Source organism: Pseudomonas sp. MYb13, from assembly GCF_002980075.1.
Classification (GTDB): Bacteria; Pseudomonadota; Gammaproteobacteria; order Pseudomonadales; family Pseudomonadaceae; genus Aquipseudomonas; species Aquipseudomonas lurida.
The window spans coordinates 144,115-170,264 of record NZ_PCQI01000001.1 but is presented as its reverse complement, the minus strand read 5'-3'; the positions used below and the strand labels follow the sequence as shown (position 1 = coordinate 170,264).

Genomic DNA, 26,150 nt, shown 5'->3' with positions numbered 1-26,150 from the left:
GGCACTGGATTGCCTGGAGTACCGTCGTCCATGGATTTTTTTGGTCCGCACCTGCTCGCCTATTTCATTGCCACGCTGCATTTTCTCGGGTCGCTTGCCGCGATCCACGCGGTGCTGACAGTCAGGACCGCCCAAGGCTCGATCGCCTGGGCCTTGTCGCTGATGTTCATGCCCTACCTCACCCTGATCCCTTACCTGATCTTCGGTCGCAGCACCTTCGACGCGTACATCCAGGCGCGTCGCCAGGCCAACCAGGAAATGCACACGGCAATCACCGAGCTGAACTGGCGACCCTGGGTCGAGGAAGCCCTGGCCGCGCGCAACTCCAGCGCCTACGCCTCACTGCGCGCCATGCCCAAGCTGGGCCGCATGCCGTGCCTGGCCAACAACGAGGTGCGGTTGTTGATCAATGGCGAGGCCACTTTCGGCGCGATTTTCGAGGCGATTCGCAACGCCAGGACCGCCGTGCTGTTCCAGTTTTTTATCATTCATGACGACGAACTCGGCCGCCAGCTGCACGCCCTGTTGAAGGAAAAAGCCGCCGAAGGCGTGAACATCCACGTGCTCTATGACCGCATCGGCAGCCACGCCCTGCCCCATCGTTATGTGCAATCGCTGCGCGATGCCGGGGTGAAAGTCAAAGCCTTCGCTACCCGCAGCGGCTGGCTCAATCGCTTCCAGGTCAACTTCCGCAACCACCGCAAGATCGTCGTGGTGGACGGCATCACCGGGTTCGTCGGCGGGCATAACGTCGGGGATGAATACCTGGGCAAGAAACCACCGCTGGCACCGTGGCGCGATACCCATGTGCAGGTCACCGGTCCTGTGGTGGCATGCTTGCAGGAGTCGTTCGCCGAAGACTGGTTCTGGGCGGCGCGCGAGTTGCCGCCGCTGATCCTGCCAGACGCCTACCCCGAGGACGGCGTGCTCTGCCAATTGCTCGCCAGCGGGCCGGCCGACCCGTATGAAACCTGCTCGCTGTTCTTCGTCGAAGCCATCCACGCGGCGACCGAGCGCGTGTGGATCACCAGTCCGTATTTCGTTCCCGACGAAGCCGTGTTCGCCGCGTTGCGCCTGGCCGTCTTGCGTGGCGTCGACGTACGCCTGCTGCTGCCCTCACGACCCGATCACCGCATCGTCTACGCCGCCTCGAGCCTCTACGCGATCGAAGCCGTACGGGCCGGTGTGCGGGTATTTCGCTATACGCCGGGGTTCCTGCATCAGAAGGTGGTGCTGGTGGACAGCGAAATCAGCGCCATTGGCAGCGCGAACATGGACAACCGTTCATTCCGGCTGAATTTTGAAGTGATGCTACTGACCGTCGACGAAGCCTTCGCCAAACAGGTCGAGCACATGCTGCTGGACGACTTCGCCCTGGCCCATGAAGTCAGCCACGAAGAAAGCCGCGAAACCCGCCGCCTTCAACAACTGGGCATGCGGATCGCGCGGCTTATTTCACCCATTCTCTGACAGCTCCCACAGAGGTATCGGTGTTTTCCACCCTCAGCGGTAGATATCTTCCCGTGTCCACGGCAGCTCATGACTGCCATCGGCATGGGGTTTCACCGCCAGAATCTGGTGCAGGTTGATCCAACCCCGTGCGAATGCATACGCGCAACCGGCCAGGTAGAGCCGCCAAATGCGCAGCGCTTGCTCTGGCACCATCTTCGCCGCGGCTTCCAGATTGTCTTCCAGGCGCTCGCTCCAATGATCCAGCGTGCGCGCGTAATGCAAGCGCAGGCTTTCGACGTCGACCACTTCGAGCCCGACTTCACTGATCTCGGCAGTCATCATCGCCAGGTGCGGCAGTTCGCCATTGGGGAACACATAACGCTCGATAAAATCTCCGGCGCCACGCCCTACAGGACGGCCATCGGTGTGCTTGGCGGTAATACCGTGGTTCATCACCAGGCCGCCTTCGCGCACTGCGCCATACAAGGTCTTGCAGTACTCGGCCAGGTTGGCATGGCCGACGTGTTCAAACATGCCCACGCTCACCACTTTGTCGAAACGGCCGTCCTGCGGGAGGTCACGGTAGTCGAGCAGTTGCAGGTCCACCTGGCCCTCCAGGCCTTCGGCTTTCACCCGTTCCCGGGCTAGCGCCAGCTGCTCCTTGCTCAAGGTGATGCCAAATACTTTCACTCCGAACTCACGCGCCGCAAACCGCGCCAGCCCGCCCCAGCCACAGCCGACGTCGAGCAAATACTCGCCTGGCTGCAGCCGCAATTTGCGGCACAGGTGGCGAAATTTGTCTTGTTGAGCCTGGTCGATGGACTCGCTGCCGGTCTCGAAATAACCGCACGAGTACGCCATGTCCTGGTCCAGCCACAGCTGGTAGAACTCGTTGGACAGGTCGTAATGGTAGGAAATGGCCGCTGCGTCAGTGGCCTTGTCGTGGATCGAGCGCACCGGACGACTGTCCTCGCCGTCTTCGATCAAGGCGTGACTCAATTCGTCACATACCCGGATGACCTCGGAGATCGAGCCTTCCAGCTCCAGTTTGCCCTCGACGAAGGCTTCGCCCAGGGAATCGAGCGTGGGATGGGTCAGCTTGGAGACGACCGTTGGGTCCTTCACCACGATGGTCACACTGGGCTCGGGGCCCAAGTTGAATTCATGGCCGTCCCAGAGTCGAAGACGCAGCGGTAGCTGAAGATTCTGTAAGGCCGGTGGAAGTTGCGCGAGCATGAGTAGTCCCCCCTTGTTTCAGACGTCTGGTGTGAGGGTAGACCATCCGAAGACAAGTAGGAGGCTATCGATTTGATAGCGGTCTTCTATGGGGCTCGGCGCTCGAGCAAACCGTCCTGGATCCACTGTTTCAACCATGTGGCGGCCTGCAGTGGTGCCCCCTCTTCGTAACTGACTGCCAGCGCTGCGCACAGTTCGGCAAAGCTCCAGCCGGTGGTCGCCATCCCAGCCAGGGCATCGGCTTCATCGGGTTCCAGGCTGCGGTAATGGCACACATGCTGATGTCGCCATACCAGGCATGTCTGCGCCGGGGCTAACGCCTGGCTGTGGGGAAACGGCGACGCGTCCTTGCTGGCACGCCAGATCGCCACACTATTGAAACGGCAAGGCAACTGCTGCACCGACGGTGCCAAGGTAACCTGCAATGCCGGCCAGGCTTCGGGTGGCAACCTGGCCATGTCATCCAGCGTCAGCGGTTCGCCCGGCGGCGCATCAAATGCCAGGGTAAACGCCCACTCCAACCGCGCCAGCTCTGCCAGCGGTGCACTTTGCTCCGCCACCCGATGCTCAAGGATAAACGCCGGGAAACGCTCGCCCAGCCAACGCAGGCTGTAATGCGCCGATGGATAACGGCGTACATAGGCCTGGGTCAGCGACGCGAATTCATCATCACCCAGCCAATAGAAGATGGCACTGAAGTCATGCCGCAAGACGTCCTGCAACCGCGAGAGATAGCCGTGGTGGTAGATCGCCAGGCCGGTATCCACATCCAGCGTCGGCCCGCCCAGCAGGGTGGCGGCGAAGCCACTGTCGGCGATTGGTGTTTCAGATAACAGGTGCTGTTCGAAGGCCAACTGCCAATCGGTCAGGCGCATGACGATCTCCTGGCCAATGCCATGGCACCCAGTTCGCGGGCCTTGCTCAGTTCGGTGAACAGTTCTTCAAAAGGTGGGAAATGGTCGTCCCGCTCCAGCAGCGTCGACACCGGCCCCAGGTGTTCCAATGTCTGTTGATAGAGCGCCCACACCGGGTCACACACGGGATGGTCATGGGTGTCGACCACGTAGTCGCCATAGTCCATGTGCCCCGCCAGATGCAGTTGACGGATGCTCTGAGGTGGCAGGTTGCGGATGAACGTCCAAGCGTCGAAGCCATGATTGCGCGAGCTGACATACACATTGTTGACGTCCAGCAACAACTGGCACCCTGACAGGTGGGCCAGGGCGTTGAGGAACTCCCACTCAGTGAATTCATCCGCTTTCGAGCGCACATAGCTTGAGACGTTTTCCAGGACCAGCGGACGTTGCAACGTGTCCTGCACTTGGCGCACCCGGGCGGCCACGTGGTAGAGGCTCTCTTCGGTGTAAGGCAACGGCAGCAAGTCATGCAACTGGTGGGCGTTGCCGCGGCTCCAGCACAAGTGATCGGAAACCCACGCCGGCTGGATACGCTCGGCGAGCTGCTTGATTTGCTTCAGGTAATCGGTATCGAGCGCATGGGGCCCGCCGATGGACAGCGATACACCGTGCATCACAAGGGGATAGCGCTCGGCGATTGCATCCAGGTAGTACAAGGCTTTACCGCCCTGGACCAGATAATTTTCGGAGATCACTTCGAACCAATCCACGGCCGGCGATTGTTCCAGGATCTGCTGGTAGTACTCACTGCGTAGACCCAGGCCGTAACCGAGGCTTGAAGAGGATGCGGACATACGACACTCCTGGGCAAAGTGTCCGCAGCGGTGGTGGACAGCCGCTGCGGGAGCACTCGGTGGCCGGTTATTCGCCGACGGTGCCGCCTTTCTGGTCGCACATTGCCTTGCTCATCGACAGGAAGCCCTGGCCCTTGCAGGAACCTTGGCCTTTGCACGCGTGATCCTTGGTCTTGCAGTCGTTCTGGCCTTTGCAGGCGTTGACGCCATAGCAGTGAACGCTGGCGTCCGCAGCTTGTGCTTGGGTAGCAACACCGGCAAACAGCGTCGCGGCGGCCATAGCGAGCGCGGCACCAGCAGCAGCGGATTTGATGTTCATTGTTGTATTCCTCATGATCGGTAGGGGTGCCGGTCTGAACGGATTGCTCAGTCTCGACACACCACTAGAGTGAGGCCCCTCCTGCGCGTTACAGCCCTGTGCAAATATTTCTGAAATTATTCCTCAAGCTTCAACAGGGGCTCCTGAAAGCGCAGCAAACGTCCGGCATTGCCCAGTACCAATAAGGTGCTGAGGTTGTGCAGCACCGCCGCAATCATGGCGCCGGCTGCCCCCAACCAGCCAAACGCGGCAAACACAACGATGGCCAAGGTCCAGCCCAGGCCGATGATCACGTTGACCTGCAACGTCTGCCGACATTGACGGCTCAAGCGCACACAAGTACCGAGGCGCCGCAGGTCGCTGCCAATCAACACCACATCCGCCGACGCCAAGGCGATATCCGCCCCGCCCGCCCCCATGGCCACGCCAACCACGCCGGCCTTGAGCGCCAGCGAGTCATTGATGCCATCACCGACCACCATCGGACGGAAGCCACTGCGAATCTCACCCAACACGCGGTTGAGCTTGTCTTCCGGCAAGGCCTGGGCTTCGACATCGCTGATGCCCACCTCCAGCGCCAGGCTATCAGCCACACTCTGGCGGTCGCCGGTGAGCAGCAGTTGGCGACCGAGGCCAAGGTCACGCAGCTCTTGCAAGGCCTGGCGTGCTTCCGGCTTGACGCTATCGGCCAGCAACAGCCAGGCGAGAAACTGCCCGTTCAGCGCCAACCCGGCGATGGGCCCGTCGTGATTCGGCACAGCGGTGGTGAGGATGCCCAGTTGCTCGAACAACGCCGGCCGGCCCAATGCCGCTTCGCCTTGATCGGTCTGCGCCACCACGCCCAGGCCCTGGCGCTCGCGGATATCCGTCAACGCCAGCAGCTGTTCCTGTGTCGCCAACCCCGCCAACGCTCGGCTGACCGGGTGGCTGCTGGCCGAGCCCAAGCTGGCTGCCAGGTTCAACAACACCTGCCGATCCGGCGCGGTGGTTTCGATGGATTGCAGGCGCAGGGTGCCAAAGGTCAGGGTGCCCGTCTTGTCGACGACCAGGGAGGTCAGGTCCGCCAGCTCTTCGAGGAACGCCGAGCTGCGAATCAGGATGCCATGCCGCGCCGCCACGGCGATCCCGGCAATCGCGGTGGCCGGCGCCGACAGCACCAACGCACACGGACACGCGGCCACCAGCACGGCAAGCATTGCCTGGGCGTCGTTGGTCACAAACCAGGTGACCGCGGCCAGCAGCAACACCAGCACCATATAGCTGCCGGCGTAACGCTCCAGCAGCCGCGTGATCGGCGGCTTGGCACGCTCGGCGTTCTGCATCAGCGCAATGACTTTACCCAGGGTGGACTCGTTACCGGTGCGGGTCACCTGCAAGCGCAGCAAGCCATCAAGGTTGATTGCCCCGCCAAACACCTGCACGCCCACGCTGGCTTCCAGCGGCACCGACTCACCGGTAATCGGCGCCGTGTCCAGGCTCGCCTGGCCCGACAGCACCACGCCATCAGCCGGCACCCGATCCCCCGCGCGCACCTCGACGATATCGCCGGTGTTCAGCGTGCCGTTATCCACTGCTTGGATGCTGCCGTCAGGCTGCACCAACCGCGCTTGGCTGCGGGTCAATTTGCCCAGGGCATGGATCGCCTCCTGGGAGCCGATCACGCTGCGCTCTTCCAGCACATGGCCAAAGATCATGATGATCGGCAGCAGCGCGGCGGTCAGCAGATCACCCGTGGCCCAGGCGCCGAGCATGGCCAGGGCGATCAGTTGGTCGGTGATGCCGTGCAGGCTGGGGAACCGCAGGCTGTACCAGGCCGAGCGCATCACCGGTACCGCCACCAAGAGCGACGCGACGCCCAGCAGCAATTGGCTCACGCCGGTCTGGTCCGGCGCCCGCCAGCGCCATACCAGGCCCAATACCAGCAAGCCCAAGGCCAACATGGCCAGGGTCAATTGCCGGGCAGCGCTGCGCTGCTCGGCGGAGGTCAGCATGGGTGCGCTCATTGTTCGGCTCCCTGGATGATCAAGCGGGAGTCGTCTTTCGGATCGACCGTGGTCACGGAGCCGGCCTGGCCGAGAATCTTCGGCAGGCGCTCGCGGTACAGGCGCACCAGCAGGCCCGGGTCCTTCACCTGGGCCAAACGGGCGACCGTGGCGGTTTGCGCCTGGGCGTTGGCCAGGCGTTCGCTCGCCTGGGCGTGGGCGACTTGCACCAGGCGATCGGCCTGCTGGTTCGCGGTCTGGGTGAGTTTTTCCGCGTCGGTTCGGGCGTTGGCCACGGCTTTATCGGCTTGCTGACTGGCGGTCAGTACCGCATTGAATGCGTTAACCGCCGGGCCTGGCAGGCTCGATTGCACATCCACGCGAGTGACTTGGATACCCAGTCCCAACCCTGTGGAGGTGAGCTCCGCCAGGCGTTTATTGATGCCTTGCACCAAATCGCCCCGCAGCCGTTCGCGGCGTTCGGCAGCACGGTTATCGGTGCCGATCAGCTCAGGCCGCGCCACCAGGATCGTGTCCAGGTCCCGCGCTGCCGTGAGCGCGACGGCGCTGCGGGTGACCAGGCGATCCAGCGCCGGCAACACATGCTCGCCTTGCAACACAAAGGCATAGGGTTCGATGACTTTGTAGAACACCCGCACATCCAGCTGCACCACGCCGGCATCACCGGTCAGCAGGTAACCGGAACCGGCCAGTGCATCACTCAAGGGCGTGGCGAAACTGGCCACGCGATCGGCCTGGATCGCCGCGTCGGAACGCAGCAGGTTTTCCACCCTGCGCTCGATCACCCGGTCGGCCGCCGGCAACAACACCACCTGTTCGAATGGCTGCGGCCACGCCAGCAACAGCCCCGCATTCTGGATACGGTCGAGAGCGCCGAAGTGCAGCACCACCGCACGGTTCTGCGGGTCGATCTGGCGCACATTGGAAAACGCCCAGGCCAAGGCGGCCAGCACGGTCACCGCGTACAGCGCCAGGAACGTCAGGCGCCCGGCCTGGATCCACGGGCTGTCCGGGCTGTCACGCTCGGTCATGGCTGGATATCCTTCGGCCCGTCGACCAACGCGCGGAACGGCGCAGCATCGGTGCGCAGGATGATCTTGGTGCCCGGCGTGACCACGGTGCCCAAGGTATCCAGGGAACGCAGCAGGTTATACAGCTGCGGATTGCCGGCGTAGGCGCGGCCATAGATCTGCGCGGCCTCGACCCGCGACTGCGCCTCGATATCGGCGGCTTTCACCGTGGCATCGGCCTGCACAATGCGCGCATCGCGCTCGGCCGCAGAACGGATCTGCGCCGCCTCACGCTTGCCCACGGCAGTGCGCTCGGTGGCGATGGTTTCCCGCTCGGCTCGCATGCGGTCGACGGTGGCGGTGAGGGTCACCGACGGCAATGTCAGCCGTTCGATACCCACTTGGGCCACGCGCACCCCATAGGTCGTGAGCAATTGTTGATCAATCTGCTCACGCAACTGCGCTTCGAAATCGGCGATGCGCACCTGGCTGGCATCGGTATTGATCAGGCTGGACAGATCGAAACTGGCCGCCGTGGTTTCCAGCGCCGAGCCCACGAACGTACGGATCTGCCGCGCCGCCTCATCCGGTTGGTTCTGCACGGCACGCATGAAGCGCTGCACATTGTCGGCATCGCCCTGCACCTGCCACGCCACGTACGCCTGCACGATGATGCGCAGGCCATCGCGGGTGCCCACATCCTGCAAGCCGCTGGAAGTGGTGCGCAGGCGCAAATCGACCGGGATCGCCGCCTCGAACGGCGCCGGCCAGCGCCAGCCCAGGCCCGGTTCCAGCAGCACCCGCGATGGGTTGCCGAAACGGGTGACCACCGTCGCTTCGCCGGACCGCACTTGCACCAGGCTGGCAGCGGCGACTGCAAACAGCACCAGCAACACTGCCCAGGCCATGCGCCGCCACGGGAAAGGGCCGGCGGCTAGCTCGTCACCATGATGATGGTGGTGGTGGCCATGATGATGATCGTGAGAATGAGCGCTCAACAGACAGACTCCTTATTGAACGGCTTTACGCGGCACCGAGGGGTCGGCCGGCAAGGTAAAAGAACGCAGATCGATCGTCGGCGCGCCATCGGCACCCAGGCGATGATCCAGAATGAGCAGCTTGGCATGGGCCAGGCCCTGGCTGAGTTGGCCAAGGTATTGCTCCAGCACGAAGGCCTGGCCGGCCGTGGCATAGGCCTTTTGTTCGGCAGCGAAACGCAGGTCGGCAGCTTGGGCGCCGGCGTTCACTTCCCTTGCGGTGGCCTGGGCCTGATCACGCGCGGTGCTGGCTTGCAGCAGCGCCTGGTTGGTCTGCTCACTGGCCGCACCGCGCTCGCGGGAGATCAGGGCCTGGGCCCCGATCTGCGCGGCTTGCACGCCGTGATAGGCGTTCGCGGCACCGGCCGGGGGGTGGATCGCCTCGACCACCGTGGCGAGGATTTCCACGCCGCTGTCGAGCTTTTGCAGATCCGCCTGCACGGCGCGGCCGATCTCGTCGGCCAGGCGGGTGCGTTGTTCGCCGAGCAATTCATCGAGGGTACGCGAAGCAAAGTCATGTACCAGGATGCGGCTGGCGGTGCTACGGATCAGGGTCGGTACATCCGCACTGTTATACGTGGCGGCGAGAGCGGCCTGATCGGTGAGGCCGATGCGGTAGACGAAACGCACATCCATGTTGACGATCTGGAAGCTCTGCTTGTCGCCGCTGCTGCTGGCGATCACCTGGGATTTGTCATTCACATGGCTGGCGTCCCACAACCGATTGGCAGTCAACGGTGGCGGGCCTTCGGCGGGAGCCAGTGCCGGGGCTGCGGATTCAGTGACACTGGTTGCCAGCTCATGCACCCCACCGTTCTCCACCCTGATCACACGCCCCAGCGGCCACGGTAATCCGGCATGCAAACCGGGGCCGAACACCTCGACGGGCTTACCGAAGCGCTCATAAATCCCACGACCCTGCAGGGGTACTTCGTGCACGCCGGTGAGCGCCCAGCCGACCGCCAACACCACCAGCAACACCGGCAGGAACGCCCGGCGCATGTAGGTAAACGCCCAGATCTGACGCAGGTCGATGCCAAAGCGGTTGTGCAACTCATGCTGCAACGCGAGCAACGGCTGGGGCGGCCAACGCAGCAGCCCGGCGATGAAACTTTGCGCCATCAAGCGAGGTTCGAGGCGCGGCTGGCGTGGGCTGAACAGCGACAGCACGGCCCTCAACAGAAACTCCAGCGAGGCCAGTGCTGGCAGCAAGCCAACCAGTACCGCCACGCGCAAGGGCCATACCGACGCCGCACCGGCAAACAGCAGGCAAACCGCACTGACCACCAGGCAGATGATCGCCAACCGGCTCAGTTGCGCCAGTGGCGAGGCTTCCGGCCACTGCGCGGTACTTTCCTGGGCGAGGCGACGTTCGAACACCAGCAGCCCAAATGCCAAGGCCAACCCCAGCGCGGCACCGATGCTTGCCGATTGACCGACCGGCGCGGCGGGCAATGCCAGGTTCCAGAACTCGATCACGCTGACCAGCACCAGCAGCGACCAGCCCCCGAGCCACAACGCCGGCGCGCCGACCTGCTTACCAACACGTTCCATAAAGCGCGCGTATCGGCCGCTGCCTTCAATCGGCACGTCAACTGCAGGCTCTTCCAACGACTGGGCGCGCCAGTCCGCCACCCACCACGCCGATTGCAAACCGGCTACCAACAGCAACAACGCCGACGCACAGTTGATCAGCACCACCGGCCAGATCGACAGCGGCACGAACAGCGCGACAAACAGTGCCAACACCCAACCGGCAACGCCCAGCACCGTCAGGCTGATACCCGCCTGGCGCAATCGACGGGCATGGAACAGCCCCTGTTGAAAACGCGGAAGGCCTTCCACCGAAGCGCCGCCAGCTTCCAGATCCACTTGCATCCACTCAACGCCCAGTTGTACACAATTCGTTACGATATAACACGCAGCGTGAAATTTTTGTTCGAAACCCGCTCCCACATTTTTTTGGCGACGTCCTCGATAGCGTGACTAAACCCCCAGAAACACGCGCCATCACTGGTGCAGGCCATGATTAATCGGCACACTCCAGAACAGTTTTTCGCGGGTCCACGGACAAGGAAGCGTCACCCCCCATGATTTCGATCTATCAGCTCAAACCGCGTTTTCAGAACCTGCTGCGCCCTCTCGTGCAGCGCCTCTACGACAACGGCACCACCGCCAACCAGATCACCGTATTGGCCGGCGTGGTTTCCCTGCTGGTCGGCCTGTTGATCGCCAGCTTTGCCCAGCATCTATGGCTGTTTGCGCTGATTCCGCTGTGGATGATCCTGCGCATGGCCCTCAACGCCGTCGACGGCATGCTTGCCCGCGAATTCGGCCAGCAGTCACGCCTGGGCGCCTACCTCAATGAATTGTGCGACGTGATCGCCGACAGCGCGCTGATCCTGCCGTTTGCGCTGATCCCCGGCGTGAGCCTGGTGCCGGTGCTGCTGGTCGCGTTGCTGGCGGTATTCAGCGAATACGCCGGCGTGTTGGGCCCCATGGTCGGTGCCTCGCGCCGCTACGACGGGCCGATGGGCAAGAGCGATCGCGCCTTCGTACTCGGCGTACTCGCCACCGGCGTGGCGCTGGGCTGGCTGGGCAACGGTTGGGTCGACGCGGTGATGTGGCTGGTCGCGGCCTTGCTCGCCTACACCCTGGTCAATCGGGTGCGTCAGGGCCTTAAAGAACAACAAGATACTTCACCGATTGCATAAGGATCTTTGCGATGCGCGAACAGCAAGAGCACACCTTCGGTACCCATGATGGCGTCGAGCTTTTCTACCGTCACTGGCCGGCTACCGCCCAGGCGGACGGCGAGCCACGCAAGGCGATTGTGTTGTTCCATCGCGGCCACGAGCACTCGGGGCGGATCGCCCATCTGGTCGATGAGCTGAACCTGCCGCAATTCGACTTCTTCGCCTGGGACGCCCGGGGTCACGGCCAGTCCCCCGGCGAGCGGGGTGACAGCCCCAGCTTCGCCACCAGCGCCCGCGATGTGCAGACCTTCTGCGACCACATCGGCGCTGCCTACGGCATCGAGGAAGAAAACTTCGCCGTCGTCGCCCAAAGCGTCGGGGCGGTGATTGCCGCGACCTGGGTGCACGACTACGCACCGAAAATCCGCGCCTTGGTGCTCGCCTCCCCGGCCTTCAAGGTCAAGCTCTACGTGCCGTTCGCACGGCCAGGCCTGGCGCTGATGCGCACGTTTCGCGGCAATTTTTTCGTCAACAGCTACGTCAAGGCCAAGTTCCTCAGCCATGACCCGGAGCGCGTGGCGTCATACGACAGCGACCCCTTGATCACCAAGGCGATCTCGGTGAACGTACTGCTCGGCCTGTATGAAGCGGCCGACCGCGTGGTAGCTGATGCCCAGGCAATACAGGTGCCGACCCAACTGCTGGTCTCCGGCTCCGACTTTGTGGTGCATCGCAAACCCCAACAGCAATTTTTCGACCGCCTTGGCAGCCTGAAAAAAGAGCTGCACATCCTCCCAGGCTTTTTCCATGACACCCTCGGCGAGCGTGACCGCGCCACCGCCGTGAACAGCGCCAGGCGCTTTATCCTGCAGAACTTCGAACACCCGCTGGACCGTGCCTCGTTGCTGGATGCAGACAAACTGGGCGCCACCTGCGCCGAGTCCGAAGCCCTCGCCGCACCACTGCCGCGCAACTCCGTGCGCGACCTGTATTGGCGCCTGACTCGCGCCAGCATGGGCCTGGGCAAGAACCTGTCCGACGGCGTGAAGCTGGGCTTTGACACAGGTTTCGACTCCGGCAGTACCCTGGACTACGTGTACCGCAACACGCCGACCGGCAAGGGTGGGTTGGGGCGGATGATCGACACCAACTACCTTAACTCCATCGGCTGGCGCGGCATTCGCCAGCGCAAGCTGAACGTCGAGGAGCTGCTGCGCCTGGCCATGGCCAGGTTGCGCGCCGCTGATCGCCAGGTGCGCATCGTCGATATCGCTGCCGGCCACGGGCGCTACATCCTGGAGGCCTTGCAGGGCGTGTCGCCGCTGCCGGAATCGATCCTTCTGCGCGACTACAGCGATATCAACGTGCGCGACGGTGGCGCATTGATCCGTGAGAAGGGCCTGGGGGATATCGCGCAGTTCGTCAAAGGTGATGCGTTCGACCGCTCGGACCTGGCGGCACTGGAGCCGAAACCGACACTGGCGGTGGTGTCCGGGCTGTATGAACTGTTTGCCGACAACGGCATGGTCGGCGGCTCACTGGCCGGACTGGCCGAGGCCGTGGAGCCCGGTGGATACCTGGTCTACACCGGCCAGCCATGGCACCCGCAATTGGAACTGATCGCCCGGGCACTGACAAGCCATCGCCAGGGCCAGGCCTGGGTCATGCGGCGACGCAGCCAGGCGGAAATGGATCAACTGGTGGAGGCTGCCGGTTTCCGAAAGATCACCCAGCGCGTGGATGAGTGGGGCATCTTTACCGTGTCCCTGGCACAGAAGATCTGAACATGCGCGAACCCGGCTTGTTGAAACCCGCGGTCCTCTGGCTGCTGCTGTTGGCGCCGCTGTTTTTCAGTACCTACGGCTTTGCCACCTGGGTGACCAGCCAGCGCAGCGACGTCGGCACGCTGGTATTTGACTGGGAAGCCCATATGCCGTTCTGGGCCTGGACCATCGTGCCCTACTGGTCCATCGACCTGCTCTACGGGTTTTCCCTGCTGCTGCCCAATAGTCGGCATGAGTTGAAACAACATGCGCTGCGGCTGCTATCGGCCCAGGTCATCGCGGTCAGTTGCTTCCTGGTCTGGCCGCTGCGCTTCACCTTCGAACGGCCGGAATTGGACGGTGTATTTGGCTGGCTGTTTGCGGTGCTGGCAGGGTTCGACAAGCCATTCAACCAGGCGCCATCGCTGCATATCGCACTGCTGGTGATCCTGTGGGTCATGTACCAGCGCCACACCCAGGGTTTCTGGCGGTGGGTGGTGCATGCTTGGTTCGCCTTGATCGGTATCTCGGTACTGACCACTTATCAACACCACTTTATCGACTTACCCACAGGTGCCCTCGCCGGGTGGCTGTGCGTGTGGCTGTGGCCGGTAGAACACCCCAACCCACTGTCGAACGCGCGGCTGACGCGAGACCCCAAGCGCTGGCGCTTGGGCATGCGCTATGGCGTGGGAGTCCTGGCCTTGTTGGTCCTGGCTGTTGTCATGGGTGGCGTATGGCTGTGGATACTGTGGCCAGCGGTATCCCTTGCCTTGGTCAAGGCGAATTACCTCGTGCTGGGCCCTTCGGGTTTCCAGAAACGCGCCGACGGCCAACTGACGCCTGCCGCGCGCTGGCTGTATGCCCCATACCTGGCCGGCGCGTGGATCAACTCGCGGCTGTGGACACGCAAGCATCCACAACCCGACCTGATTGTGGATAACGTCTGGCTTGGGCGCATTCCTACGACGAGTGAGCAGGAACCCTTCAAGGCCATCGTCGACCTGTGTGCCGAACTGCCAATTAATCCACAGGGCCGCGCCTACCAATGCATCCCGGTGCTGGACCTGATCGCGCCGACGCCCGACGAATGCCTGCACGCCGCGCACGCCATAGAACGTCTGCGTTCCAGTGGTCCGTTGCTGGTGTGCTGCGCCCTCGGCTACTCACGCAGCGCGACCGCCGTCGCCGCCTGGCTGTTGCACACCGGACGCGCCACGACGGTCGAGCAAGCGCTGGCTATCATTCGTACAGCGCGGGCTGATGTGGTCCTGCACCCCGCACACCGTGAAGCGTTGGAGGGTTTACCCCATGCCCATTGATATGGAACTCCAAGTGGTCGCCAGCCTGTTACGGCGTGGCCGTTCACTGGATCAGTTATCCACAGGCCTGACGCTGGTCGGCGTGTTGTTCGGCCTGGCGCAACTGCTGATGGCCAGTATTGCGCCGATTTGCCTGCTGCTGAGCCTGTGGATGATTATCCTCGGCCTGTTGCAAAAGTATTGGGCGCTGCGCGTGGCCTTTGATGCAGATCTGTTCACCCTGCTCGCCCGTGACATCGAGCGCACCCCAGACCTCGACCAAACCCTGCAAACGCTTGGCCTGCAATCTGCCAAACGCGCCGGCCGGCCCTGGACCGAGCGCCGCCGTGGGGCGCTCAAACTGTTGCGCAAACAAGCCTGGCTGCTCGGCGCGCAAGCGCTGCTGACCCTGGGCGTGATCCTCGCCAGCCCTTGGCTGCCTTTCGCCGGATAAGGAATTCCCATGTTCGAACCCGTGGTCGCCACGTTGATTACTTCGATGGCCCGCACCGTCACCGGGGCCCGCAGCCTGTGGCTGGGTTGCGCGCCGGTGCCGGTGCAACGCATCTATTTCGCCAATCACAGCAGTCACGGCGACTTTGTATTGGTGTGGGCATCACTGCCGCAGAACCTGCGCAAATTCACGCGCCCGGTGGCTGGTAGCGATTACTGGAACAAAAGCGCCCTGCGCCGCTACATCATCAACCGCGTGTTCAACGGCGTATTGATCGACCGCGAACGCAAGGACCCTGTGGATAACCCCCTGCAGCCCATGCTCAACGCCCTGGAAGGCGGCGACTCGCTGATCATCTTCCCCGAAGGCACGCGCAATCTCGAGGACGGCCTGCTGCCGTTCAAAAGCGGGTTGTATCACTTGGCCAACCGTTACCCACAGGCGCAATTGATCCCGGTGTGGATCGCCAACCTCAACCGGGTCATGCCCAAGGGCCGCGTACTGCCGCTGCCCCTGCTGTGCACCACCAGCTTCGGCGCACCGCTGCAACTGGAAGAAGGCGAAGACAAAGCCGCCTTCCTCGCGCGCGCCCGCGATGCCCTGCTCGCCCTTGCCCCGGAGCCTGTCTGACATGGATAGCCAAACCCTGATGTTGTTCGGCGGCATCGGCGCGATCCTGGTGCTCGCCTCGTTGATCGGCCTGATCCTCAAGCTGCGCACCCGTGGCACCCCCAACGCGGTGATCGACAACCTCAATGCCCGCATCAATGCCTGGTGGGTGATGGTGGTGGTCATTGGCATCGCTTTCTGGCTGGGTACCGGCGCGGTGATCCTGCTGTTCTACGCGGTGTCCTTCTACGCCCTGCGTGAATTCCTCACCCTCACGCCCACCCGTCGCAGCGACTACCCGGCGCTGGTCGCCGCGTTCTACCTGGCACTGCCGCTGCAATACCTGCTGATCTACTCCGACTGGTACGGGCTGTTCTCTATCTTCATACCGGTGTACGTGTTCCTGCTGCTGCCGATCCTCGCCTCCCTTGGCGGCGACAGCACGCACTTCCTGGAGCGAGCCTCGAAAGTGCAGTGGGGCCTGATGATCGCCGTGTTCTGCGTGTCGTTCGTGCCCGCCCTGCTCACCCTCGACATCCCCGGCTACGAAGGCCGCAACCTGCTGCTGATCGCCTACCTGGTGATTGTGGTGCAGCTGTCTGACGTGCTGCAGTACGTGTGCGGCAAGCTCTTCGGCAAACACAAGATTGCGCCTAACCTGTCACCCTCGAAGACGGTGGAAGGGTTTGTCGGCGGGATTTTGCTCTCGTCCCTGATCGGTGCGGCATTGTGGTGGACCACGCCGTTCAACCCATGGCAGTCGTTTTTGATTGCGCTGTTGATCAACCTGCTCGGGTTCGCCGGCGGCATCGTGATGTCGGCGATCAAACGCGACCGGGGCGTGAAGGACTGGGGCCATATGATCGAAGGACACGGCGGAATGCTGGATCGGCTGGATTCGGTGTGCTTCGCCGCGCCCATCTTCTTCCATCTCGTGCGCTACTGGTGGACCTGACCCACCCACCTAAGACCCTATGGAGATCAACAAGCGGGCTTGCTCACGATCGCGCTGTGTCAGCCAACGAATGTAACGGCTGATATACCGCCTTCGCGAGCAAGCCCGCTCCCGCACCCGTCTTGTGTCGATTTCAGATCCTCTATCAACCCGGTAAATGCCCCAGCGGCAACGCCCCTGGGGTTTTCACGGTCTGGATCGCGAAGTTGCTGCGGATGTCCCTCACCCCTGGCAGTTTCAACAGGCTGCCAGTGACAAACCGTTCGTAGCCGCGCAAATCCGGCACCACCACCTGCAATAGAAAGTCCGACTCCCCCGACACCAGGAACGCCGAGATCACTTCCGGCAGCGCCGTCACCGCCTCGCGAAAGGCGTTGGCCTCGGTGTCGTTATGCCGCTCCACCTTGACGCCAACAAACACCATCATCCCCAGTCCCACTTCGTCGCGATCCAGCGTGGCCTGGTAGCCGCGAATCACGCCGGCCTCTTCCAGCAGACGCACGCGCCGCAGGCAGGGTGAAGCGGACAATCCGATCTCGTCCGCCAGTTGGACGTTGCTCAGGCGGCCATCGCGTTGCAGGGCTTCGAGAATCTTGCGGTCAAACGCATCGAGTTTAAGATTTGGCATAAGTGAATGGCTGTTCAGGTTTTTAGTGGCAGACAGTGCCAAGACTAGACGCTTTTCTAGCTGACTACGCAAGCACCTGCCCTGCCCTCCCGCCCTAGAATTGGCAAACAAACAAGGGGGTGAGACATGGCGGAACTCTGGTTATTTCTGGTGGCCCTTTCAGTGGCGTTTCTATTGCCCGGGCCGGACATGATCCTGTTGCTGCAAACCGGCGCGCGCCAGGGCAAGGCCTTGGCGCTGACCACGGCGATTGGCTTGGGGCTGGCCCGCGCCTGCCATGTGGCATTGGCAGGCATGGGGCTGGCGACCTTGTTCAAAGTGGCGCCATGGACGTTCGATGTCGTGCGCCTGGGCGGCGCGGCCTACCTGTTGTGGCTGGGTATTCAATGCCTGCGCTCGACGATGCTGCCGTCCCTCGATACCGCGAACACGCCTCCAACACGGCATGCCTGGCGCGCGGCCTTTCAGCGAGGCTTGCTGACCAACCTGCTCAACCCCAAGGCGCTGCTGTTCTGCTCGGTACTGCTGCCACAATTCATCAACCCGCAGGCCGGCCCGGTGGCGACGCAATTTGCGTTGCTGGGGGTGATCCTGGTGAGCCTCGGCTTCGTGTTCGATTGCTGCTACGCCCTGGCAGGCGCGCGCATCGGCCAGTGGCTGGCGCGCAATCGCGCCGCGCAGCGTATGCAGCAGTGGTTATTCGGCAGTCTCTTGATCGGTTTTGCGCTACGTCTCACGTTTGTGCAACACACCTAGCGGGCAGCGTATCTGCGTCATCTTTTGTATCAAAGACGCGTGTAAGATACGCCGCACTTAGCCAGGGATGCTCACCATGTTCGATTCGTTCAAAGCGATCAGCCGCCGTATTGTCGGTGCGTTATTGACTGTGGTGGGGGCCGTCTTTGGCCAATGGCATCCGCCCCTCTGGCTGCGTGCAATTGGCCGTGGGCTCACGAACCTGGGCAGCAAGGCCCGCCGTTATCCACGTCAAACCGGTGCAGGCTTGCTGGGGCTGGTGTTGCTGGCCGCCGCCGCTTTCTACGGCTGGCACTGGTATTCCAACCTGCCACAGCCGCACACCGCGAGCTATTCGCTACACAAACCGAACCTTACCGACTACACCCAGCAAACGCCGGTTGTGGATAACTTGCAGGTGCGTTTCGGCGAATCCGTGGCCCCACTGGCCGCCATCGGCAAACCCGTCACCGAGGGCATCACCCTCAAACCTGCGGTCGCGGGCACTTGGCGCTGGGCGGATGACCGCAGCCTGCTGTTCGTACCGGAAAAAGACTGGCCCATCGACGCCCATTACACTGTCGACCTGGCCAAGAAAAACCTGCTGGCTGACGGCGTGTTGCTGGACCAATACAGCACTCAGTTTTCCACCCAACCGTTCCGTGCCACCCTGGCGCAAAACGAGCTGTACCAAGACCCGTCCAATCCAACGCTGAAGCAGCTGGTGGCAACGTTCCGTTTTTCCCACCCCGTGGATGAAGACACTCTGCGCAAGCGCGTCACGGTGACCCTCGGCAAAGGCCTGGCCTACCGCGACGCCCAATTGCCCAACCGCCCCGAAATCACCTTCGACGAGAAAAAACTCAACGCCTACGTACGCTCAGCCGCGCTCGCTACGCCGTTGGAAAGTACGCCGGTGAGCGCCAAGCTCGACGAGGGCATCAAGGCCCGTGACGGCGGCAACGCCAGCACCACACCGCTGGTGGCGCAAGTCACCGTGCCCGGTCGCTATCGCCTGACCTTCACCGGGGCCGACGTGAGCTTTGTCGACAACGAACGTGGCGAGCCGGAGCCGGTACTGATGTTCAGCAGCTCCAGCGCCGTGGCCGACGAAACCATCGCCGGCAAGGTCCAGGCCTGGCTGTTGCCGGAAAAGGCCCAGGACGACACGCGCCCCTACAGCAGCAGCGACATCGATGACGCCCTGCTCGCCCGCAGCACCCGGATCAACCTGACCCATGTGCCCAGCGTCGAACCGCTGAATACCCTGCACGCCTTCAAGTTCAAGGCCCCGGCCGGACGTGCCGTGTATGTGCGCGTACCCGCCAACCTGGAAGCCATCGGCGGCTATCTGGCGAAGAATCCTACGGCGTCGCTGATCAGCATGCCGGCGTACCCGCGCACCTTGCAGTTCCTGTCCGACGGCGCCTTGCTCAGCCTCAACGGCGAAAAACGCCTGGGCTTCATGGCCCGTGGTGTACCGGGCGCCCACGTGGAAATCGCCCGCCTGTTACCTAACCAACTGCAACACCTGGTGGACCAGAGCAGCGGGAGCTTTGCCCGGCCGAACTTCGGCAACGAGTATTTTGATCGCATGGTCGAGCGTCAGTCGCTGGACATCCCGCTGTCATCCAATGACCCCGCGAAGACCGTCTACGACAATGTTGACCTCAGCCACTACCTCACCGCCAATGGCGGCCGGCGGGGCATTTTCGTGCTCAAGCTCAGCCCGCAGGATGACCCGGCACCGCGCACGTTCGAGTACGACCGCAGCAGTACCAGCGACCTGCGTTTCATCGTGGTGACGGACCTGGGCATCATCGCCAAGCGTTCCAGCGATGGCAGCCACGATGTGTATGTGCAGTCCATCGGCAATGGTTCGCCCGTGTCTGACGCGCAAGTCGACATCATCGGCCGCAACGGTTTGCCGGTGAGCAGCGGCCACACTGACGCCGAAGGCCATGCGCATTTCGCCAAGCTCGATGAACTGCGCCGTGAGAAAACGCCGCTGATGTATGTGGTCACTCGCGGCAATGACCAGTCCTTCCTGCCAATCGCCCGCCAATCCCAGCAGTTGGATTTGTCGCGTTTTGACGTAGGCGGTCTGGAAGAAGACGGCGCGATTGATCGCCTGAGCGCCTACCTGTTTACCGACCGCGGCCTGTACCGGCCCGGAGAGACCGCACACCTGGGCATGATCGTGCGCAGCGGCAATTGGAAGGGTGCACTACAAGGCTTGCCGGTGGAGCTGCAAATCACCGACCCGCGTGGCCTGGAAGTGATTCGCCAGCCGTTGAAGCTGTCCGCCAGCGGTTTTGAAACCTTTGATTTCCCCAGTAGCGAAGTCGCCCCCGCCGGGGAATACACCGCGATCTTGCAGTTGATTGGCCAGAAGCAGACCCGCACCGACTTGGGCAGCGTGAACTTCAAGGTCCGCGACTTCGAACCGGACCGCATGAAGGTCAGCCTGAGCCTGCATGACACCCCAGTGCAGGGCTGGATTCCACCGGACCAGGTGGTGGCCAAGGTCACTGCCATGCACCTGTTCGGCGCTCCGGCCTCCGGCCGGCGTGTCACCGCGAAAATGTCCCTGAGCCCGACGCTGGCGGCCTTTGACCGTTATCCGGACTACCGTTTCCGCCTCAACGATTCCCTGGAAGACGCGACTACCGAAGACCTGGCCGAAACCACTGTCGACGACAATGGCCAGGCCGTACTCGACCTCAACCTGCAACGCTTCGCCAACAGCACCTACCGCCTGCAGGTGATGACCCAGGTGTTCGAGGCCGAAGGCGGCCGTAATGTCGCGGCGCAAAATGCCTTGCTGGTGTCGTCCGCGCCCTACCTGGTAGGTGTGAAAAGTCAGGACTCGCTGTCGTACATCGCCAAGGACGCGCCGCGCCAGGTGCAATGGCTGGCTGTGGCGCCGGACCTCACGCCTGTGGCGGTGGACGGCCTGACCAGCGAAGTGGTCGAGCACCGTTATGTGTCGGTGCTGGTGAAACAGTCCAACGGCACCTACAAGTACGAATCGCGGATCAAGAACATCAGCCAGCCGGCCTCGCCGCTGGTCATGACCAAGGAAGGTGCCAAGCAGGTCCTGAATACTGGCGCACCGGGTGATTTCACCCTCCAACTCAAGGACGCCAACGGCAACCTGCTCAACCAGATCGACTATAGCGTGGCCGGGCGTGGCAACACATCGCGCTCGCTGGAACGCAACGCCGAACTGCAATTGCGCCTGGATAAACGCAGCTACGCCACCGGCGATGAGATCGCCATCAGCATTCGTGCCCCGTATACCGGCGCTGGCCTGATCACCATCGAACGCGACAAGGTCTACACCCAGCAGTGGTTCAAGGCCGACAGCACCAACAGCGTGCAGCACATCCGCGTGCCGGCAGGGCTTGAGGGCAATGCCTACGTCAACGTGCAGTTTGTACGCGACATGGGGTCGGCCGAGGTGTACATGAGCCCACTGTCCTATGGCGTGGTGCCGTTCAGCATCAACCTGGATGCGCGACGCATGGCATTGAAGGTTGAAGGCCCGGCGAAGATCGAGCCCGGGCAGACGCTGGATATCAAGGTCAACGCTGATCGCCCAGGCCGTGCCGTGGTGTACGCGGTAGATGAAGGCATCCTGCAAGTAGCGCGCTACCAGACGCCCGACCCATTGGGCTTCTTCTTCCAGAAGCGTGCGCTGGAAGTGGGCACCAGTCAGATCCTTGACCTGATCCTGCCGGAATTCAGCCGCCTGCTCAGTGGGGCGGCGCCCGGTGGCGATACGGAAGGCGCCCTGGCCAACCACCTCAACCCGTTCAAGCGTAAACACCAGCCGCCAGTGGCCTGGTGGTCCGGGCTGGTGGACTTGCCGGCGGGTGAAACCGTGCTGCATTACCAAGTGCCGGACAGCTTCAACGGCAAGCTGCACCTGTTCGCGGTGGCGGTGGACAGCGACAGTGTCGGCGTCAGCGAAGCCAACACCGACGTGCGCGGGCCTATCGTGATCACGCCGAACGTGCCGGCCTTCGTGGCGCCAGGGGATGTGTTCAACGTCAGCGCCGGGGTATTCAGCAACCTCGACGCGGCGGCGGACGTGACGTTTGAAGTGCAGACCAGCGCTGGCCTGGTCGTTCAGGGCGACAAGGGCAGTACCTTGGCCCTGCAACCGCGCAAGGAGGGCACGGCCGAGTTCAAGATCAAGGTCGGCGACACCCTCGGCTCGGCGGACCTGCGTTTTGTCGCGGTGCTACCCGATGGCAAGCGTATCCAGGTGGCGGAAACCACCTCGATTCGCCCACTGAGCGAACATCGCGTAGCCCTGAGCCTGGGCCGTTTCGACAGCGCCAGCAAAGAGCTCAAACCCACCCGCGAGCTGTTCAGCCAACTGCGCGACGTGCAACTGGGCGTGGCGGCCTCGCCGCTGGTGTGGGCCAACGGCCTCAAGCATTACCTGGATGACTATGGCTACGCCTGCACCGAGCAACTGGTGTCCAAGGCCATGCCGGCGTTGATCTGGGGCGGTAACGCCATTGAGGCCGAACAAGCCTTCGGCAGCGCGGTACGCATGCTGCGCCAACGCCAGAACCAGGCCGGCGGCTTTGGTTTGTGGGCGGCCAACCCGGACGTGGCGCCGTACGCCAGCCTCTACGCCACCGACTTCCTCATCGAAGCCAGGGAGCGCGGGTTGCCGGTGCCAGAAGACCTGCTGGTACGCTCGAATGCGTACCTGACAGACCTGGCCAATGGTCCTAGCGAAGGCCTGTCGGAATTGCGCAACCGTGCCTACGCCAGTTACCTGTTGAGCCGTCAGGGGATTCTGGTCAGCGGTGCGTTGAGCGATATACGCGAGCGCTACGAAAGCTACTTCAAGGACACCTGGCAGAACGACCTGGGCGCCGCTTACCTGGCGGCCAGTTACAAACTGCTCAAGCAAGATCGCCAGGCCGATACGCTGTTTCGTAAAATCCCATGGCGTTCGCTTGTGGATAAGTGGGACAGCGATGGCCTGTATTACGACCCGCTGGTGCACGACGCTGAGCACCTGCACCTGTTGGCGCGCCACTTCCCCGAGCTGATGGACGATGTGCCCACGGCGTTGCTGGATAAACTCGGCAAGCGTCTCAACGAACAGCGCTACAACTCGCTGTCGGCGGCCCTGTTGCTACGCGCCCTGGACAACTATGGCCAACGTGCGCAAAGCGACATGACCTTCAAGGCCACCGCCTGGCTGGGCGACAAGCAGCAGCAATTGCTGGAGATGGCCGGCCAGCCGCCACGCGCCGCCGTGCCGGGCAACACGCAAAAGCTGGTGCTGGAAAAATCCGACGGCCCGGCCGCGTTCTACATGCTCAGCGAAGCCGGTTTCGACAAGGGCGCCAAGCTCAAGCCGATCAACAATGGCCTGGAAGTCATCCACGAATACCTCGACCTCAAGGGCGAGCCCGTGAGCAAGGTCGCAGTGGGCGAAGAGTTCCTGGTGCGCCTGCGCCTGCGGGCTACCGACCGCGATCAGGTGCAGCAAGTGGCCGTGGTGGACCTGCTGCCCGGTGGCGTCGAGCCTGTGTATAACCTGCCGCCGGAGCCGGAGGCGGCCAGCAGCGAGGAAAGTGAGGGTGAAGCGTCCGAGTACGTCGAGGAAGACAGCCAGGAAGAACAAAGCTGGCAAGCGCCTATCGGTGAAACCGAACTGAGCAACTGGCAGCCGGACTATGTGGACGTGCGTGATGATCGGGTGGTGTTGTACGGCACTGCGCTGCGTGATGTCGGCACGTTCGTGTACCGCGTGCGCGCCACCAACGCAGGTACCTTCAACACGCCTGCGGCCTACGCCGAAGGTATGTACGAAACCACCCTGCAAGGGCGCGGCAAAGTAGGCCAGCTTGAAATTACCAAGCCTTAAGCGCCTGACGCCGCTGCTGGTAGCGGCAGCCTTACTGGCGGGGTTGCGGCTTTGGCCTCACGCCCCGCTGGAACAAGCCGTAACCTCATCGCGGGTCGTGCTGGCCGACGACGGTTCGCTGCTGCGCATGACGTTGGCGGATGACGGGCAATACCGCCTGTGGCTACCGCTGGAGCGGATCTCTCCTTCACTGGTCCAGGCATTGCTGCTCAAGGAAGACCGCAATTTCTACTGGCACCCGGGGATCAATCCCCCAGCATTGCTGCGCGCAGCCATGGCCACCTACAGCGGTGGCCAGCGCCAGGGCGGCTCGACCTTGAGCATGCAACTGGCGCGGCGCCTGTGGGACCTCAACACCCGCCAGGTGCCGGGCAAGTTGCAGCAGATGGCGTTGGCCCTGTGGCTGGAGTCGCGCTATAGCAAGCACGACATCCTGGAGGCCTACCTGAACCTGGCGCCCATGGGCGGCAATATCGAAGGGGCCGAGGCGGCGAGCCGCATCTATTTCGGCAAGTCGGCAGCGCAGCTGTCGTTATCCGAGGCACTGGGGCTGGCGGTGATTCCCCAGCAGCCGGGCCGGCGTGCACGCTTCGGGCCGTCGCTGCAAAATGCCCGCCTGCGCTTGATGACCGACTGGCGCGAGACTTATCCACAAGACCCGCGTAACGACAGTTTGCTGGAGTTGCCCCTCGAAGCGCGCAACCGCCAGCAGATCCCGTTCCTGGCGCCGCACTTGAGTGAACAGCTATTGGCGTCCCAGGCCGGCAATGAGCTCAACAGCACCCTCAACCTGCCGCTGCAACACTTGCTCGAACGCCTGATCACGGGCTTTATCGCCGAGCGACGCAGCACGGGTGTGGAAAACGCCACGGCAATCCTGATCGACAGCCGCGACCAAAGCGTCAAAGCGCTGGTGGGTTCGGCGGACTACTTATCCACAAGCCTGCATGGCCAGGTCAATGGCGTGCTGTCGCGACGCTCACCAGGGTCGACGCTCAAGCCCTTCCTGTATGGGCTGGCGCTGGACCAAGGGGTTATCCACCCCATGAGCATCCTCAAGGATTTGCCGAGTAACTTTGGCTACTTCCAGCCGGAAAATTTCGACGGCAGTTTTGTCGGCCCGCTGACCGCGCGAGACGCGCTGATCCGTAGTCGCAACATCCCGGCGGTGTGGCTGGCCAGCCAGGTCAAGTCGCCGTCCTTGTACGGGCTGTTGCAACGCGCCGGGATCAAAGGCCTGCGCGACGAAAGTCATTACGGCTTGGCCTTGGCCCTCGGGGGCGGTGAGATGACCCCGGAAGAGCTGGGGCGGCTGTACGTGATGCTGGCCGGCGACGGGCACCTGCGGCCGTTGCGCTATTTGCAGGAACAGCCCCAGACCACGGGGGCCCAACTGCTGACGCCCCAGGCGGCCTTCATGGTGCGCGACATGCTGCGCCGCAACCCACGGCCGGATGGCCTGCCCGGCCGCCACTGGCGCACCGCGTGGAAAACCGGCACCTCCTGGGGCTTTCACGATGCGTGGAGCGCCGGCCTGGTCGGCCCCTATGTGCTGGTGGTGTGGGTGGGTAATTTCGATGGTCGACCGAACCCGGCGTTTATCGGTGCCAAGACCGCTGCGCCGTTATTCTTCCGCATCGCCGACGCCCTGCCCCTGGCCTTGCCCAACACCGTCATCAAGCCCGACAAGCCGCCCGCCGGGCTGGTGCGCATCGACGTCTGTGCCGCGTCCGGCGAGTTGCCCAACCGCTGGTGCCCGCAAACCCGCAAGACCTGGTACACCCCCGGCGTGTCGCCGATTCGTGTCTCGAACCTGCACCGCCCGGTGCTGATCGACACCCGTACCGGCAAGGCCGCATGCCCGCCGTTCGAGGCGCAATACACCCGCGAAGAGGTCTTCGAATTCTGGCCCAGCGACGTGCAACGGCTGTACCGCGCTGCCGGCCTGCCCCGGCGCACGCCGCCCAACGTGATGAAAAACTGCCAGCCCAATCGCCTCAGTGACCAAAGCGAAGCGCCGCAGATCCGCTCGCCGCTGACCCAGGTGAGCTATCAACTGCGTCTGTCCCAACCGCAGGAAAGCATCCCGCTGAATGCCAACGCAGCCAGCGATGCCGCGACGTTGTACTGGTTTGCCGACCAGACACTGATCGGCCAAGGCCCGCCGCAAACCACACTGAACTGGCGGCCGGGCAAGTCGGGGGAATATCGGTTGCGGGTCAGTGATGATCAGGGACGCAGCGCGAGTCGGGGCTTGAAGGTGGAGTTTGTGCCTTAGGCACGGCGCTCACGTTCGACAAACTCGACATAGTTTGACTCTCCGCCTCCCGTCGCGCCCG

Annotated in this window: 19 protein-coding genes; 10 read left to right on the top strand and 9 right to left on the bottom strand. The window is 62.9% G+C overall.

Going from position 1 to position 26,150, the window contains the following annotated elements:
• Positions 1 to 30 precede the first annotated feature (30 nt).
• Complete coding sequence (gene cls / locus CQ002_RS00800) at positions 31 to 1,470, top strand: cardiolipin synthase (RefSeq protein WP_034110444.1); 1,440 nt, start codon at positions 31 to 33, stop codon at positions 1,468 to 1,470.
• 33 nt (positions 1,471 to 1,503) lie between these two features.
• Here cls and cfaB read toward each other — a convergent pair whose 3' ends face one another.
• The 8 genes from cfaB to hflK (CQ002_RS00760) form a co-directional block, all read right to left on the bottom strand.
• On the bottom strand, positions 1,504 to 2,688 hold the full coding sequence (gene cfaB / locus CQ002_RS00795) for a C17 cyclopropane fatty acid synthase CfaB (RefSeq protein WP_034110446.1): 1,185 nt from the start codon (positions 2,686 to 2,688) through the stop codon (positions 1,504 to 1,506).
• An 86-nt stretch (positions 2,689 to 2,774) separates the two neighbouring features.
• Positions 2,775 to 3,563: a DNA-binding domain-containing protein gene (locus tag CQ002_RS00790; RefSeq protein WP_105163080.1), complete on the bottom strand. Its 789-nt coding sequence runs from the start codon at positions 3,561 to 3,563 to the stop codon at positions 2,775 to 2,777.
• Positions 3,554 to 4,399, bottom strand: coding sequence for a DUF692 domain-containing protein (locus CQ002_RS00785; protein WP_034110449.1), 846 nt, complete (start codon positions 4,397 to 4,399; stop codon positions 3,554 to 3,556). The genes CQ002_RS00790 and CQ002_RS00785 overlap by 10 nt, the downstream gene beginning before the upstream one ends.
• A gap of 67 nt (positions 4,400 to 4,466) precedes the next feature.
• Positions 4,467 to 4,718 carry a membrane protein gene (locus CQ002_RS00780; protein ID WP_034110450.1) on the bottom strand — a complete coding sequence of 84 codons (252 nt, stop codon included), beginning with the start codon at positions 4,716 to 4,718 and terminating at the stop codon, positions 4,467 to 4,469.
• A 116-nt stretch (positions 4,719 to 4,834) separates the two neighbouring features.
• Positions 4,835 to 6,721 (bottom strand): cation-translocating P-type ATPase, encoded by a 1,887-nt coding sequence (locus CQ002_RS00775; RefSeq protein WP_105163081.1) that lies wholly within the window; start codon positions 6,719 to 6,721, stop codon positions 4,835 to 4,837.
• On the bottom strand, positions 6,718 to 7,752 hold the full coding sequence (gene hflK / locus CQ002_RS00770; RefSeq protein WP_105163082.1) for a protease modulator HflK: 1,035 nt from the start codon (positions 7,750 to 7,752) through the stop codon (positions 6,718 to 6,720). Before hflK (CQ002_RS00770) ends, CQ002_RS00775 begins: the two co-directional genes overlap by 4 nt.
• Positions 7,749 to 8,729 (bottom strand): protease modulator HflC, encoded by a 981-nt coding sequence (gene hflC / locus CQ002_RS00765; protein ID WP_105163083.1) that lies wholly within the window; start codon positions 8,727 to 8,729, stop codon positions 7,749 to 7,751. Before hflC ends, hflK (CQ002_RS00770) begins: the two co-directional genes overlap by 4 nt.
• Before the next feature lie 12 nt (positions 8,730 to 8,741).
• Complete coding sequence (hflK, locus tag CQ002_RS00760) at positions 8,742 to 10,646, bottom strand: protease modulator HflK (protein ID WP_105163084.1); 1,905 nt, start codon at positions 10,644 to 10,646, stop codon at positions 8,742 to 8,744.
• A 212-nt stretch (positions 10,647 to 10,858) separates the two neighbouring features.
• On the opposite strand from hflK (CQ002_RS00760), the gene CQ002_RS00755 reads away from it, so the two are divergent.
• From CQ002_RS00755 to CQ002_RS00730, 6 genes are read left to right on the top strand one after another with little or no spacing between them, the layout of a single operon-like run.
• Positions 10,859 to 11,482, top strand: a complete 624-nt coding sequence (locus CQ002_RS00755; protein ID WP_034110459.1) for a CDP-alcohol phosphatidyltransferase family protein — start codon at positions 10,859 to 10,861, stop codon at positions 11,480 to 11,482.
• A gap of 11 nt (positions 11,483 to 11,493) precedes the next feature.
• A complete protein-coding gene (locus tag CQ002_RS00750) occupies positions 11,494 to 13,248 on the top strand; it encodes a bifunctional alpha/beta hydrolase/class I SAM-dependent methyltransferase (RefSeq protein WP_069078612.1) in 1,755 nt (584 codons plus the stop codon).
• A 2-nt stretch (positions 13,249 to 13,250) separates the two neighbouring features.
• On the top strand, positions 13,251 to 14,549 hold the full coding sequence (locus CQ002_RS00745) for a phosphatase PAP2/dual specificity phosphatase family protein (protein WP_105163085.1): 1,299 nt from the start codon (positions 13,251 to 13,253) through the stop codon (positions 14,547 to 14,549).
• Positions 14,539 to 14,982 (top strand): hypothetical protein, encoded by a 444-nt coding sequence (locus CQ002_RS00740; RefSeq protein WP_069078614.1) that lies wholly within the window; start codon positions 14,539 to 14,541, stop codon positions 14,980 to 14,982. Before CQ002_RS00745 ends, CQ002_RS00740 begins: the two co-directional genes overlap by 11 nt.
• 9 nt (positions 14,983 to 14,991) lie before the next feature.
• The gene (locus CQ002_RS00735; protein WP_105163086.1) at positions 14,992 to 15,612 is read left to right on the top strand and encodes a 1-acyl-sn-glycerol-3-phosphate acyltransferase; all 621 of its coding nucleotides are present in this window, start codon (positions 14,992 to 14,994) and stop codon (positions 15,610 to 15,612) included.
• A 1-nt stretch (position 15,613) separates the two neighbouring features.
• The gene (locus tag CQ002_RS00730) at positions 15,614 to 16,546 is read left to right on the top strand and encodes a phosphatidate cytidylyltransferase (RefSeq protein WP_017528659.1); all 933 of its coding nucleotides are present in this window, start codon (positions 15,614 to 15,616) and stop codon (positions 16,544 to 16,546) included.
• 145 nt (positions 16,547 to 16,691) lie between these two features.
• On the opposite strand, the gene CQ002_RS00725 is transcribed toward CQ002_RS00730, so the two are convergent.
• The gene (locus CQ002_RS00725; protein WP_016978705.1) at positions 16,692 to 17,174 is read right to left on the bottom strand and encodes an Lrp/AsnC family transcriptional regulator; all 483 of its coding nucleotides are present in this window, start codon (positions 17,172 to 17,174) and stop codon (positions 16,692 to 16,694) included.
• Between the two features lie 126 nt (positions 17,175 to 17,300).
• Between CQ002_RS00725 and CQ002_RS00720 the strand changes: the two genes are divergently transcribed.
• The 3 genes from CQ002_RS00720 (at position 17,301) to pbpC (ending at position 26,089) form a co-directional block, all read left to right on the top strand.
• Complete coding sequence (locus CQ002_RS00720) at positions 17,301 to 17,930, top strand: LysE family translocator (protein WP_105163087.1); 630 nt, start codon at positions 17,301 to 17,303, stop codon at positions 17,928 to 17,930.
• 76 nt (positions 17,931 to 18,006) lie between these two features.
• The gene (locus tag CQ002_RS00715) at positions 18,007 to 23,811 is read left to right on the top strand and encodes an MG2 domain-containing protein (RefSeq protein WP_105163167.1); all 5,805 of its coding nucleotides are present in this window, start codon (positions 18,007 to 18,009) and stop codon (positions 23,809 to 23,811) included.
• Positions 23,792 to 26,089: a penicillin-binding protein 1C gene (pbpC, locus tag CQ002_RS00710; RefSeq protein ID WP_105163088.1), complete on the top strand. Its 2,298-nt coding sequence runs from the start codon at positions 23,792 to 23,794 to the stop codon at positions 26,087 to 26,089. The genes CQ002_RS00715 and pbpC overlap by 20 nt, the downstream gene beginning before the upstream one ends.
• Positions 26,090 to 26,150: the final 61 nt, after the last annotated feature.